Source organism: Claveliimonas bilis (genome assembly GCF_030296775.1).
Classification (GTDB): domain Bacteria; phylum Bacillota; class Clostridia; order Lachnospirales; family Lachnospiraceae; genus Claveliimonas; species Claveliimonas bilis.
The window spans coordinates 3027104-3040004 of record NZ_AP027742.1 but is presented as its reverse complement, the minus strand read 5'-3'; the positions used below and the strand labels follow the sequence as shown (position 1 = coordinate 3040004).

At 42.1% G+C, this 12901-nt stretch carries 11 protein-coding genes, 2 tRNA genes and 1 pseudogene; 10 read left to right on the top strand and 4 right to left on the bottom strand.

Annotated elements, in window-relative coordinates; genetic code table 11:
* The first annotated feature begins 293 nt into the window (after positions 1-293).
* The 7 genes from R2J37_RS14745 (at position 294) to R2J37_RS14715 (ending at position 6249) form a co-directional block, all read left to right on the top strand.
* A complete protein-coding gene (locus R2J37_RS14745; RefSeq protein ID WP_316265803.1) occupies positions 294-1517 on the top strand; it encodes a Gfo/Idh/MocA family oxidoreductase in 1224 nt (407 codons plus the stop codon).
* 373 nt (positions 1518-1890) lie between these two features.
* Complete coding sequence (locus tag R2J37_RS14740) at positions 1891-3351, top strand: ATP-binding protein (RefSeq protein WP_316265801.1); 1461 nt, start codon at positions 1891-1893, stop codon at positions 3349-3351.
* A gap of 155 nt (positions 3352-3506) precedes the next feature.
* Positions 3507-4664: a DUF3810 domain-containing protein gene (locus tag R2J37_RS14735; RefSeq protein ID WP_316265800.1), complete on the top strand. Its 1158-nt coding sequence runs from the start codon at positions 3507-3509 to the stop codon at positions 4662-4664.
* 59 nt (positions 4665-4723) lie between these two features.
* Positions 4724-5479, top strand: coding sequence for a proline reductase cluster protein PrdD (prdD, locus tag R2J37_RS14730; protein ID WP_230104994.1), 756 nt, complete (start codon positions 4724-4726; stop codon positions 5477-5479).
* A gap of 14 nt (positions 5480-5493) precedes the next feature.
* On the top strand, positions 5494-5991 hold the full coding sequence (locus R2J37_RS14725; protein WP_316265799.1) for a glycine/sarcosine/betaine reductase component B subunit: 498 nt from the start codon (positions 5494-5496) through the stop codon (positions 5989-5991).
* 112 nt (positions 5992-6103) lie between these two features.
* Positions 6104-6175, top strand: a tRNA-Glu gene (locus tag R2J37_RS14720).
* A 3-nt stretch (positions 6176-6178) separates the two neighbouring features.
* Positions 6179-6249 (top strand) — tRNA-Cys (locus R2J37_RS14715).
* 775 nt (positions 6250-7024) lie between these two features.
* On the opposite strand, the pseudogene R2J37_RS14710 reads toward R2J37_RS14715, so the two are convergent.
* A pseudogene (locus R2J37_RS14710) lies at positions 7025-7291 on the bottom strand (transposase); the annotation flags it as partial.
* Between the two features lie 530 nt (positions 7292-7821).
* Between R2J37_RS14710 and R2J37_RS14705 the strand changes: the two are divergent.
* Both R2J37_RS14705 and R2J37_RS14700 read left to right on the top strand, forming a co-directional pair.
* The gene (locus tag R2J37_RS14705) at positions 7822-8577 is read left to right on the top strand and encodes a hypothetical protein (protein WP_316265798.1); all 756 of its coding nucleotides are present in this window, start codon (positions 7822-7824) and stop codon (positions 8575-8577) included.
* 495 nt (positions 8578-9072) lie between these two features.
* Entirely contained in the window at positions 9073-9468 is a 396-nt protein-coding gene (locus R2J37_RS14700; RefSeq protein WP_316265797.1) for a DUF5626 family protein, read from the top strand.
* Here the strand turns inward: R2J37_RS14700 and R2J37_RS14695 are convergent.
* The 3 genes from R2J37_RS14695 to R2J37_RS14685 all read right to left on the bottom strand — a co-directional run bounded on the left by R2J37_RS14695 (position 9448) and on the right by R2J37_RS14685 (position 11438).
* Positions 9448-9987, bottom strand: coding sequence for a helix-turn-helix domain-containing protein (locus R2J37_RS14695; protein ID WP_316265795.1), 540 nt, complete (start codon positions 9985-9987; stop codon positions 9448-9450). The genes R2J37_RS14700 and R2J37_RS14695 overlap by 21 nt on opposite strands.
* 111 nt (positions 9988-10098) lie before the next feature.
* Positions 10099-10803 (bottom strand): pentapeptide repeat-containing protein, encoded by a 705-nt coding sequence (locus tag R2J37_RS14690; protein ID WP_331490106.1) that lies wholly within the window; start codon positions 10801-10803, stop codon positions 10099-10101.
* Positions 10800-11438 (bottom strand): DUF1847 domain-containing protein, encoded by a 639-nt coding sequence (locus R2J37_RS14685; protein WP_230105012.1) that lies wholly within the window; start codon positions 11436-11438, stop codon positions 10800-10802. Before R2J37_RS14685 ends, R2J37_RS14690 begins: the two co-directional genes overlap by 4 nt.
* Before the next feature lie 218 nt (positions 11439-11656).
* On the opposite strand from R2J37_RS14685, the gene R2J37_RS14680 reads away from it, so the two are divergent.
* Positions 11657-12886, top strand: coding sequence for a 5-bromo-4-chloroindolyl phosphate hydrolysis family protein (locus R2J37_RS14680; RefSeq protein WP_316265792.1), 1230 nt, complete (start codon positions 11657-11659; stop codon positions 12884-12886).
* The last annotated feature ends 15 nt before the right edge of the window (positions 12887-12901 follow it).

The window sequence follows — 12901 nt, the reverse complement described above, 5'->3', positions numbered from 1 at the left end:
TAAGTGTTTAATCTTAACAATTTACTAAAAAAGATAACACAATGCAGGAAATCTGACAAGAAAAAAAGAGAGAAATTTTAGAAATAACAAATTTTTGCTTGTAAATAAAAGAATTTAAAAGGATAATATAAAAATATTGTGAAAAAAATATTAAAAAATAGATAGAATAAGATAACTTGAATAAGGAATAAGACAAGCAGGAAAGAATTGTATAAATTATAATAAAATTACTAAAAACAAAAGATAAACTGTTCGGCCGAAAAATATCTTTTGCTGGAAAGGATGAGACAAAAATGAAAAAACAAGTAACAGTGGCGCTTGCAGGGCTGGGAAGCAGAGGAAAAGATACATACGCCCCGGCGGCAAAGCTGTTTCCGGATCGCATGAAGATTGTAGCAATTGCTGATATTGATCCGGCTAAGGTGAAGGAGGTGGCGGATGCTTATGATGTTCCGGATGAATCCTGTTTCACCAGTGCGGAGGAAATGATCAGTCAGCCGAAACTGGCGGACGTTATGTTCATTACTACCCAGGATCAGCAGCACGTAGGGCAGGCAATCAAGGCGATGGAAAAGGGATATGACCTTTTGATGGAAAAACCGATTTCTCCGGATCTTAACGAGTGCAGGGAGATCATTCGGGTAGCAAAAAAACTGAACAGGACTGTTGTGATCTGCCATGTTCTCCGTTATACACCTTTCTACCAGGAAGTGAAACGAATTTTAAAGAGCGGGCAAATCGGACTTCCCTTTGAAGCAGCAGAGGCAGGGCGGATACCAGGGGAAAAGGAAGCGCAGCTTAGGAAACTATTTGAAGAAGATGAGCCGTCCTTTTATCAGGCTTTGCAAAAAGAGAAGACAGAGTATCAGACAGCACTGTATCTCTATATGAAATGGGGAGCGGAGAGCTATCCTTCTTATAAGGAAGCGGGAATATCCGACAGGATCTATTATGATACATTTCGGGATATGGAGATCTGGTACAGACACTGTCTGAAGGAGACGGGCATCCCGGGGATGAAACAGTACCAGTGGACAAGCCTTCCTATTAAAAGGAAGATTTACCGCCTCGGACGGCTGCAGTATGAACCTTCCCGGCTGAAAGATGAAAACTGGGAGGAAGGGGAAGAGATTCCGGTTCTGGAGGTGCATATTCCCGAAGGGGAGCCATTGGATGTACAGGCAGTGAAAGATTCATTTAAAGAAGCGGCGGGATTTTTTGAAGAAGTGGTTTCTTATAAGTACGATGGATTTCACTGTGAATCCTGGCTTCTTTCTCCGCAGCTTCACAATCTGCTTTCAAAACAGTCCAATATTCTCCGGTTTCAGGATTTGTTTTTTGTTTATAATGAGATACCTGCAAGGCAGGCAGAAGAAAGAGTCTTTGGAAAGGTGACGGACCGGATAGAAGAATATCCGGAAGATACAAGTCTTCAAAGAGCGTTGAAGGCATATTTACAGAAAGGAAATAAAGTGGGAATGGGCTGCGGGTTTATTCCGCCTGAAGGACCCGATTAAAGGAAAAATAGAAAATACTATGCAAAAGATTAGTCTATTGCATAGTATTTTTGTTATTTTTGGCAAGTATGAAATAAAACCTTTTGCCAATAATGAATGGAAACGATTAGCAAAAACGCCAAACCTGTATTTTGCTACATTGGATTGTGTGCATGTCTGTCTATGTGGATTACCGGAGGATACCTTGCTGTATGGCGCTGCAAAAGAGTCAAGGATTCCTCTTAGGGAGGATTATGTCGGTGTTTGCATATTTTTGTAATATAATTTGCAATTTGTAAAGACTATTGATATAATATACTTTGTAAACGGCGCGTAAAAATGGAGCATATAATAGTTAAACTCCGATAGAATACTAGTATTATGGAGGTGTATTATGGCGATTGTAAATGATGAACAAGTTATTAAAGTATTGCGGCAGTATAACCCGTGGTGGCGGACGCCTTCTGCCATCAAGGAAGAAAGCAAGCCGCACAAAAGGCTGGCATATTATGAAGCCCTGAAAATACTTACGCATAAAACGATACGAAGATTTGCTGTTTTGTCTGGCATGAGACGTGTGGGTAAGACGACAATTCTCTATCAGATCATTGACCATCTGATAGACCGGGGGATCAATCCCGGAAATATTCTGTACGCTACCTTTGATAATCCGATTCTGAAACTTGTCAATGTGGAAAATGTGCTGTCCATCTATGAAGGAATGTACCCTATAGAGGGTACAAGGTATATTCTTTTTGATGAAGTACAGTACACTGAAAATTGGGAGCTCTGGATGAAGGTGATTTATGACAGCAGAAAGGATATTCGTTTGATTGCTACAGGGTCTGCCAGTCCTATCCTGGAAAGGGGGGCTGCAGACAGCGGCACAGGGCGTTGGAGCGTTCTCAAAATACCTACTATGTCTTTTTATGAGTATTGCAGGCTGCTTGGTCTCGATTTACCTGTTTTGGAGGATGAGCTGCGTTTATCAGAGCTTCAAGGCTTTAGTTCGGCACAGCTTGGCAGTTTGATGGACAAATTTACTCCATTGCAAAATCATTTTAATCGTTATCTAATGATCGGTGGTTTTCCAGAGCTGGTGTTATCGGACGACGATGTCTATGCACAGAGAATGCTGAGGGAAGACGTGGTCGATAAGGTTATCAAGCGAGATGTGCTGTCGCTCTTTAATATTCGAAGTCCTCTGTTGATGGAAAAGCTGTTTCTCTACTTGTGTATGAACTCAACCGAGATTTTTAACGCTACTACCGCGGCAAAGGAATTGGAAAATACTTCGATCACAACGGTTGAAAGTTATATTAAAGCGCTGGAAATGTCCAATCTCATTTATTTGGCAAAGCCAATGGATGTAGGAAGCAAAGGTGCTCTAAAAGGGAAGCCGAAAATATTCATTGCTGATGCGGCTATCCGTAATGCAGTGCTGATGATTGACGATGTACTTTCAGATGAAAAGGAACTCGGCGCAATGGTGGAAACAACTGTTTATAAACATATGGTTTCTTTTTATCAGGGAAGTCCTGCTCAGCTTGGATATTTCAGAAAGGCAAAGAATAATCAGAAAGAGGTCGATGTGGTGGTAGAACTTCCCCGTCAGAAGATCCTCTGTGAAGTGAAATACCGTAATAATTCTCACATTACAGAGACAGATGCCATTGTCGAGTTATGCCGGGACGAACAAACGAAAGTGACAAACGCTTTTTTAATCACAAAACGCCTGGACGATTTTGGTATTACCAAGCATAAAACAAAGGTACCCATTCTGCGTGTTCCGGCTATTGCTTTTCTCTATATCTTAGGAAAAGCAGAAGCAGAGGGATGGAACGGTAAATTGTAAAATGGCCGGTGCAGACTTTGTTTTAAACTTTAGGAAGTGTCTCTTAATACAGAGGGGACTCCTGGAAACAGGAGTTCCCTGTTTGTAATTACAGAGATTTTGCAGTATACTGTAGATAAATCCAGGATTGAAATTTACTTAGGAAGGAATAGCGGATGGCTCAAGATTTGCAGAGGATGAGACAGGGGAAGGAAGAGCTGCAGACGGGGGAAAAACAGCAGAAGGGGAAAGGGCAGAGAGAAAAAAAGAGGGCGCTGGAGGGGCTTTTTCTGCTTTTGGCCGCAGTGCTTCTTCTCTTTGCAGCCCGTTCATTTCCGAATTTTGCCACGTGGTACAGCCTACATATATATAAAGCACTTGTGTCTTTAGCAGGGCGTTTTTTTGGGATATTTCCGATATCTGTATCGGAGTTCCTTCTATATATATTGGCAGTGTTTTTTGTCTTTTGTATCGGACGGACGATCAGAGAAGCCGTACACTCGGGAAAGGCGGCAGCCCCATTGTCCAAGTTCTTTTCGGGTCTGCTTTTGGCCGCTGGAATCCTGTTTTTTATCTATGCGGCGGCATGTGGAGTAAATTATTATCGTACATCTTTTGCAGAGGAGACTTCCCTTGAGGTGGAGGGGGGAACGGTGGAAGAGTTGAAGGAAGCGTGCCGGATGCTGACAGATCAGGTCAATGAAACTGCCTCGGAAGTTTATCGGGATGAGTCCGGCCAGATGAAGCTGACAGGCGACGTTCAGGAAAGAGCAGTGGCTGCCATGGAAAAGCTGGGAGAGAAATATGACTGTCTGGAAGGAGAGTATCCTCGGCCGAAAGGACTTGTGTTTTCCTGGATTCTTTCTGTCCAGAAACTGACAGGAATATATTCTCCCTTTACGATAGAAGCAAATTATAATACGGAAATGACAGATTATAATATTCCTTTTACAGCCTGTCATGAGCTGGCCCATCTCAAAGGATTTATGCAGGAGCAGGAGGCAAATTTTATCGGTTATCTGGCAGCGCTTGAGTCGGATGATACAGAGTTTCAGTACAGTGGGGCGCTTCTTGGATGGATCTACTGTACCAATGCTCTGCAGGAGACGGATTACGAAGCTTATCGGGAGATACGGTCAGAGCTTTGCGAAGAAGCGGAAGTTGATCTGGAAGCAAACAGCCAGTTCTGGCAGAAGTATGAAAGTCCGGTGGCAGAGGTGGCAAATGAGGTAAATGACACTTATCTGAAGGCCAACGGACAGCAGGATGGCGTTGTAAGTTATGACAGAATGGTGGAACTGATTCTTGTCTATAACCGGCAGCAGAACGGGTAAGAGCCAGATGTACAGGGAAATTTTCCTGCATATCGTGTAATAGAAAGGGGACGAAGAGGATGGAAACAGGAAGCAGACTTACAGTCCGTGCCTATCATGTTTATTCGGTAGAGTACGGAGAAGAAAATCGAATCGATGTGGATGGCCATATGACTGTACAGCCCGGGATTGCGGACAGCATAAAGGCCGGGGAGCCGCTGATCAGTGATATTAAAATCCGGATCATACAGCCCGATGAGCATCAGCAGCATACCAATACGGTGATGGATGTCATTCCGCTTTCCACTAAGGTGCTGGGACGGGTGGGAGAAGGGATCACCCATACTTTAACAGGTGTATATGTGATATTGACCGGAGTAGATGAAGGCGGGCGTCAGGTATGCAACTTCGGTGCCAGTGACGGGATCCTTAAGGACAAGATTGCATGGGGACGTCCGGGTACGCCGCTGGAAAGCGATATCCTGATCTCCTTTGATGTAGTGTTAAAAGAAGGTACATGGGCGGACCGGCCGGGACCGGAAGCAATCCACAGAGCATGTGACGCCTTTTGCCAGATCTTCCGCAGTCAGATGAAAAAATTTAATGGCTATAAATGTACGGAAAAGCATGTGTTTCAGGAGACTTACGAGCCGGGACGCAAGGATGTGGTAATTGTAAAAGAAGTATCCGGCCAGGGAGCGGTCTATGACACAAGGCTGTTCGGCCATGAACCCGGCGGATATGAGGGCGGCAGATCTGTGATCGATATGGGATGGATGCCGGTAATTGTGACGCCCAATGAATTTCGGGATGGAATTATGCACGCGATGGATTAAAAGGAGGATGTTTTATGGGAATCGGAACGAGTATGAAGGAAACAACACTTCATTATTACAGAGATCCGTTGGTGGAAGTCCTTTCGGAAGATGCGGATGTGAATCTTCGGGGAATTGTGATCGTGGGTTCTCCTGACAAAAACGAAGACAAATATTTATCTGCCGAGAGAGTCGGCGTATCTTTGGAATGTATGAGAGTGGACGGTGCAGTTTTCTCCTGCAATGGTATTGGCAATAATCATGTAGATTATGCCCATGCTATCGAAGAGACAGAAAAAAGGGGTATATCTACTGCGGTTTTAAGCCAGTGCCCGGCAAAAGATTTTGTTGTACAGAATAAATATCTGGATGGAGTGGTATGCTATTATAAATCGAGAGATAGAATGGAACAGGACGGCGATGAGACAAAAGTACTGGCTGAAAATACAGTAACAGAGATTGATGCAAAGAAAGCTTTGGCTTTGCTGAAGCTGAAAATGAGAAAATGGGAGGAAAAAGAGAAGGGTATATAAAGACGTATAAAACCTTCAAAGAAATTATAAAAAGTGCTTGCATTTTCTTATAAGGTGTGATATTATAATTCTCGGTCACGGTTTAAGGCAGTGATTCGACAATATAATATCCGGCTCCATGGTCAAGCGGTTAAGACATCGCCCTTTCACGGCGGTAACCCGGGTTCGATTCCCGGTGGAGTCATATGGCGCCATAGCCAAGTGGTAAGGCAGAGGTCTGCAACACCTTCATCACCAGTTCAAATCTGGTTGGCGCCTTTATAAGAGGGGCTGTCGGGAAATACCGAACTTCAGTACCCTGATATATAAAAGGAAGACGTTCCTGCAGAATCCAGGTTTTATGAAAGCCGGATTTTTCTGCCGGGTCGTCTTTTTTATTTGACAGGAAATTTTTTTCTATTAAGATTAGGGTGTCAAAAGGCATATCTAAAAGTGGCCTTTGTTTACTGCCAGCCTTTTTACGGAAAGCTGCTTCTGGATCCGATGGATTCAACAGCACTTTTGAAGGATCCTCTTTTTCCCTTTTCTCGCGCAAACGCCGGGTCCCGTCGTTATGAAAAGTTGTCTGTTCTTTAAGCAGCCGGATCAACAGCTGATATTCGCTGGTATCGTCAAAATCCCCGCCACAGATATCCAGAAGCCTTTCTGCATCATGCATGACCTGGTGTGTCCTGTTATTGGCATCAAGGTTGCGCTGATGATAAATGAATGCATTATAATCATCTTTCTCGACATAGTGCTTTTGCGCTTCCGGAAGGGGAACATCCCGGGTCACCATAACTTTTGCAAGATTTGAAACACAGGTATAAAAAAGTTCCAGTAACGAAAGATTTCTGATGTTTGCAGCGATCATTATACTGTCCATTCTCTGCATGGAAGGAGCCAGACCCATAAATTCTGCAATCTCTTTTGCCAGAGATGTCACACAAATGTGGATCAGGTCGATCCCTGTTTCCGTTTCATATGCCAGACATCTGGCGCGGAATCTGCTCAATGTCCTGTCGCTTAAAGGGTGCTCCTTAAAACTGGTCGTATGGAGTGCATACTGATATCTGATATCAAACATCAAAGCCTGAACAAGTTCATCGTCTGAATCGCCAAGCGCTTCTTTCAGTATCAGCGCTCCGACAATCACATTTACAGGAGTATTCGGCCTTGATGCCTTTTCGCTGTATAAAACAGAAAACAGATCTTCATCTATTGCAGGAAAAATCTTATCTGCAAATGTTTTGGCCCAGGATTTTTCAAGAAATTTACGCTCTCGGTTAGTCAGATGAAAGGTACTGTCTGCCAATGACATCTGCTGGGTATCGTTTGATACAAAAGCCATTTCGATCACCTCTATCTTTGATACATTGATTGTATCAAAGATTTAAGAATATTCTTATATCGTGTTCAGTTTTCAAGGTAGAAATTTATATCAAAGGTTCATAACCTTTTGACACCCTAATCCTATTAAATAAAACGCTCCGCGGGATGCGCAATCGTGCGAAGTAGAAGTTGCCGCTAAAGCGACCGCGCTCGGCGCGAGAGTCCCGCTTGCGTAACTCTTTGTTTATGCCCCCCATTTAGAATGTAAAGAGGAATTGAAATTCTCATAAAAAATAAAAGAATAATTTCATTAAATATTATTATGTATAAAAGTATATAAAAGAAATATAAAAATTTACAAAATCACATATGCAACTGTCAGATTCCCTCCTGAAACAATTAGATTCTTGAAATTTTAGTAAGATACATTTAGATTACAATTATATTTTAAGAAAGCTTTCTTGAAAACTTGATTTTGAAACCAGTAGTTAAAAGGAATTAAAAAATAAATGGAGAGATATGAAGAGAAAGAGAAAATATAGACTTAGAGCTGTTATGGCACTACTTATGGCATTATCAATTCTGTTTTCTTTTAAAAATAGTGTCTTTGCGAATGAGCCACAAGAAATCGATGCAAAATCTGTTGAGTCAATAGAGATTGCCAATGCAGATGATATATCCTATGAAAATGATTTGAAGGAGGCAAAAAATATAACTGATTTAGATCTTGAATCTATAGGAGGTAAAGCAAATATTAGCATTTCTGAAAATAGAAATGGTTTTATTAATTATTCATTTATTAGTAAAACTCCGTTAAAGATTACAACGTATCGTTCAGGTGACATTGATGAAACGTACTCTGTTATTAGTATGGCAGTAAGAAGTGATACTACTGCTGGAGCGGATGAATCAATAGATAATGGAGAAGAATACTGTAAAATGACAGCCGTTGAAACAAAAGCGTACAATTTTCGCGAAACAGGAGTACACGATTTATCAGCACATCCGCTTTGTTGGGGGCAACAGGGCGATGGAGGTAATTATACTTTAGGGATTGCAAACGAAGAAGGTAATCCTTTAATAATTGCCTCTCCGAAGGAAAACACTGTATATAGAAAAAGTAATTTAGGATTTCAATATTTCTATAGTACATATTATTGGGGGATTTTAAAGTGTGACTTTTTGGTAAAATATAAGCATGGAAATTCAGAATATGTGGTATCTGTGACGACGCAATATGGAAATGTATGGGAACCAGGTGGAGGAGAGCATTAGTATGAAAGTAAACAAAAAGCCCTATATATTTATTGTAATTCTATATTGCTATCTGTTTTGGTTATATACAGATTTAAATGATAAGATTGAGCTTTTGTCAAAATCACCTATGACAACTGTGCTCGTACAATATGGTATCTATTTTTTACGAGCATACTAATAGGGATTATATTTAGCTATATAGCTTATTGTCCTAAGAAAAAGGAAACTCTTATTTTAGATGTATTGCTATTGGATATCCCTTCCATCTGGATGTTAACACTTTTTATACAACTGATATATTTTTCATTTTATCCAGTTTCTTTTCATTTGAATTGGCAGAATTTCTTAAGTGTAGGAGCAATGATAATGGGGGTAGAAATTTTTAGATATGTACGGATGCTATTTATAAAGAAATAAGATTGATAAGGAGTTTATAATGAAACAACGATCTTCAAAAAAGTTTTTGCATTAAGTGTTTTTTGTATACTTGCACTATTAACAGTAAATACACCAGTGTATGCCGCTACAGTCTCAAGCGCATCGTATAATATAAATACAGGTGGTACTCAAGAATTTGATATATTAGACAAGGAAGGAAATGCTATACATGTAGTCATATCGCAAATCGTTTCAGAAGAAAGAATTGCGGACAATTCTTATCAGATTACATGCACATCTTCCGGGAGCTGGAGAGCGGGATTTAAGGTAAAAGTAAAAGATAATAAGCTAGTGTCAGCATATGATCCATTTTATGCCGCTTACATAGGTAGAATAGAAGGGGCCAGGCTTAGATTAACAAGTACAAAAGAAGCTTTGTATACATTTAACTATTATCCTGGTATAATAGCGATTCCCACAGGGGTAAAAGCCTGTATTTCAGGAAGTGCTTTAAAAACCGAGGTGATCTAAATAATTATTTTTATAATTGACAGCCACTACTTCAACAGTGGCTGTCGCTTCTTTTATAAAAGCATTATTTAAAAACGCCCAAGTGTTCCAGGTATTGATAAAAATGGCAAGAAAGCAGCAAGAAAAAAGCAGGATAGATTTTGACCTGATTTTTACTAAATAGTATATGATAAAAATGGAGATAATGATTCCAAGAAAAGGTAATGAGCAAGATAATACAAGCATTCCAATAATAATAAGGCAATGTATTATTCTATTCTCCTGACCTTCAAATATGTCCATATTATCACTTTTTTCAACAATAGAAGCATTACTGTCTATTTCCGTCTGTGTTATTAGTTCATCAAAGCTTACATCATAAAGCTTCCTTAATTTCTCTAATGTTTCTATATCAGGTGAAGATATATTACGTTCCCACTTAGAAACAGCTTGTCGAGATATGTTTAATTTATCAGCGACTTCATTTTGTGAAAGTCCCCTTTTTAATCTTATTCTTTTTAAATTATCGCCAATTTCCATATATATCTCTCCCTTCGCTAATATATTTGAGACGATTATAGCTCGAGGAAATACAGAAAGCGATATGAAGTCAAAAGAAAGTTAACAGGTGGGATTTAAAGCGTTGATGCATCAATAAGCTTTGGCCTCCTCGCGGGTGAGCCAGAAATGGATTCCGGTGGTAGAATCCTGCCACCGGTCTTCATTGAAATCTTTGACTTCTACCCACTGACCCCGGCGGTAAACAAAATTTTCATCTACAAGAGACCAGGCTTCGGCATATTCTTCGGAATAGTCGAAGCTTTTGATCGTCAGAACTTTAGCTTTACTGCAGCGGCAGGAGTTTAGGGTGGCGGAAGTTCTCTTGGCGTCAGCCGGGATAAGAAGCTGCACCAGCCGATTGTTGAAACATTTTTTATATCCAAGGAAAGCGCCCTTCTCCGGACAGTAGAGCCGGAAGAATTTTGTATCCTCATCAGAAATAATATCCGTCAGATCGGCGAACTCTAACACTGCGGAAAAGAGGTTGGCGCCCCGGATATCGGCTCCGGTCAGATCGTCATAGCGGAGGGCAGCGCCTTTCATATTGGCGTTTTGAAAGCAGGTTTTGCGGAACGTACACTGATCAAACAGAGAGTTTTCTATAGCGCTTCCTTTCAGGCTTGATCCGTTAAAACAGACGTTTCGGAAAGTGGAAAGGGAAAAGTCAACATGATCCATATTCCAGCCGCTAAGGTCGGCATTTTCAACCAGAATTTCGCGAAGAGGAAGCAGAGAGCCTTCTTTTCGTTCTTTTAACTGCTCTTTTAATTCTTCTGAAGATAATTTCTTCATCATACCTCACCTTCCTGTTTTAATTTTGAATAATAAGAGTTGGCAGTATAAAGTGCAGCCGCCGGATTGTGCCCAAGAACTCTGTCCTTTGTCACGGCTGTTGTAACTATGGCGTCGGAATATTTGTAAAACAGGCTGTCGTGACCGACGCAGAGACCTACTACCACGTTGAGGTCGGTTTTCGCGGCGTTAAGAAGCTTGGCCTGCAGAATAGGATTGCAGGCGTTTTTGCCTACGCCGTTGCATTTTTCATCAATTCCGAGAGCTGTTTTGGGGATGGCGCCTACTTTACAGCCGATTCCGTAAACTTCAAATCCATGGCTGCGAAAAATCTGCGCCAGGGTACGGCTTTCCGCCAGCAGTCCCACACAGGTGGCTATGCCTATCTTTTTTGCGCCTATTTTTTCGGCAAAAGCCATAATTTCCTCTACCCTGGTATATTTACAGTAGTGCTCAAATTCCACTTCTGCGGCAGCGCACATGATTGCGTGATTTTCCGGCTCCTGGTAGCAGGAGAGAGCTTCGTTAAGAATCTCGTGATCCATGTGCGTTGTGAGGCAGAAAGGCGGATAGGAGCGATCCTCCTTGTCGCAGTTTTTTACAGCACAGTCAATGCAGGATAGGTTATTCTCGGACATAAAGTATTCCTCCTTTTTATGCGCCATGCTTAAACGTTAGTTTCCTTGGGCTTCACGCTCGCTGGTGTTTGGCCTTACGGAGTTTTTGCATGGCAGATGCTTATAAAAATATTATATCACAAGGGGAACTTATCTGAAAGGGAATGCAGTAATACACTAGTCAGCAGGCCGGCAACTTGCTATAATGGAAGACAAAGAACAGAAAGGACGCAGAAAGCATGAACCAGGATTGGGAAAGATGGGGGCGCGACATTCGGAACATCGTTCAAAATGCCATTGACTCCCAGGATTTTCGCAGACTTAATGATACAATTGCAAATACAGTAAATGACGCGGTGTTTCAGTTCAAGGAGAGTGTCCGTCAGACAGGCGAAGGATTCCGGCAGGCCGACGCCGATTTTGGGAAAAGCAGACCGGATTTCCGGTGGGATGGACAGGAATACAGCAGGCCGGATACAAAGCCCCTCACTCTTTTTGCCGGCAATAAAGGAGTAAAAGCAGCAGGGATCATTTTAACGATTCTCGGATGCCTCCTGCTGATTCCAAGCAGTCTTGTGCTGGCGGCAACTGTAATAACCGTAGCGGTAACAGGAGCATTTCCATGGCTGGGAGGCCTTTTGATCGGGACGCTTTTGCTGCTGGTCGCAGCGGGAGTTGTTCTTATATGGAACGGCAGGACCCGCCTTGGAAGGAACAGGCGTTTTCATAAATATATTGAGATTATGCAGGGAAGAGTCTACTGCAATGTAAAAGAACTGGCCGATAAAAGCGGAAGATCAGCAAAAGGCGTTGTAAAGGATCTGAAACAAATGATCGAAAAGCGCTGGTTTCTGCAGGGGCATCTGGACGATCAGGAAACCTGCCTTATGGTGACGGACGCATTTTATGAAGAATATCAGCAGCTGAAACGGCAAAGAGAAGCCCACATGCAGGCGGAGAAGGAGCGCCGGGAAGCCAGGGAACAGGAGAGACAGAGGCAGGAAAGAACACCGGAAAAGCCGGAGACGGAAGCAGAAAAAGTCATCAGTCTGGGAAACTGGTATGTGAAGAAGATCAGGGAGTGCAACGACGCCATTCCGGGAGTGGAAATTTCCCGGAAAATTGACCGGATCGAACTTCTGGTCCGCAGGATATTTGATCGGGTGAAGGAAGATCCTTCTGCCGTGGAAGATATTGAAAAAATGATGGAATACTATCTCCCCACAACGGTGAAACTTCTGGAGGCTTACGAGCAGTTGGACGGCCAGCCGGAAGCAGGAGAAAATATCCGTCAGGCAAAAGAAGAGATTGAAAAGACGCTGGATACGCTGAATACAGCTTTTGAGAAATTGCTGGACAGCCTGTTTGAAGACGTGGCTTGGGATATTTCTTCTGATATTTCCGTACTGGAAGCAATGCTGGCGCAGGAGGGGCTGACAGAGGACGGCCTTCAGAAAAACAGAAAATAACAGAACAGATCAGGA

Bases quoted from the DNA above. Each gene is read 5' to 3' on its own strand.
- R2J37_RS14745 (WP_316265803.1), top strand. From the start codon at position 294: ATGAAAAAACAAGTAACAGTGGCGCTTGCAGGGCTGGGAAGCAGAGGA.
- R2J37_RS14740 (WP_316265801.1), top strand. From the start codon at position 1,891: ATGGCGATTGTAAATGATGAACAAGTTATTAAAGTATTGCGGCAGTAT.
- R2J37_RS14735 (WP_316265800.1), top strand. From the start codon at position 3,507: ATGGCTCAAGATTTGCAGAGGATGAGACAGGGGAAGGAAGAGCTGCAG.
- prdD (WP_230104994.1), top strand. From the start codon at position 4,724: ATGGAAACAGGAAGCAGACTTACAGTCCGTGCCTATCATGTTTATTCG.
- R2J37_RS14725 (WP_316265799.1), top strand. From the start codon at position 5,494: ATGGGAATCGGAACGAGTATGAAGGAAACAACACTTCATTATTACAGA.
- R2J37_RS14705 (WP_316265798.1), top strand. From the start codon at position 7,822: ATGAAGAGAAAGAGAAAATATAGACTTAGAGCTGTTATGGCACTACTT.
- R2J37_RS14695 (WP_316265795.1), bottom strand. From the start codon at position 9,987: ATGGAAATTGGCGATAATTTAAAAAGAATAAGATTAAAAAGGGGACTT.
- R2J37_RS14690 (WP_331490106.1), bottom strand. From the start codon at position 10,803: ATGATGAAGAAATTATCTTCAGAAGAATTAAAAGAGCAGTTAAAAGAA.
- R2J37_RS14685 (WP_230105012.1), bottom strand. From the start codon at position 11,438: ATGTCCGAGAATAACCTATCCTGCATTGACTGTGCTGTAAAAAACTGC.
- R2J37_RS14680 (WP_316265792.1), top strand. From the start codon at position 11,657: ATGAACCAGGATTGGGAAAGATGGGGGCGCGACATTCGGAACATCGTT.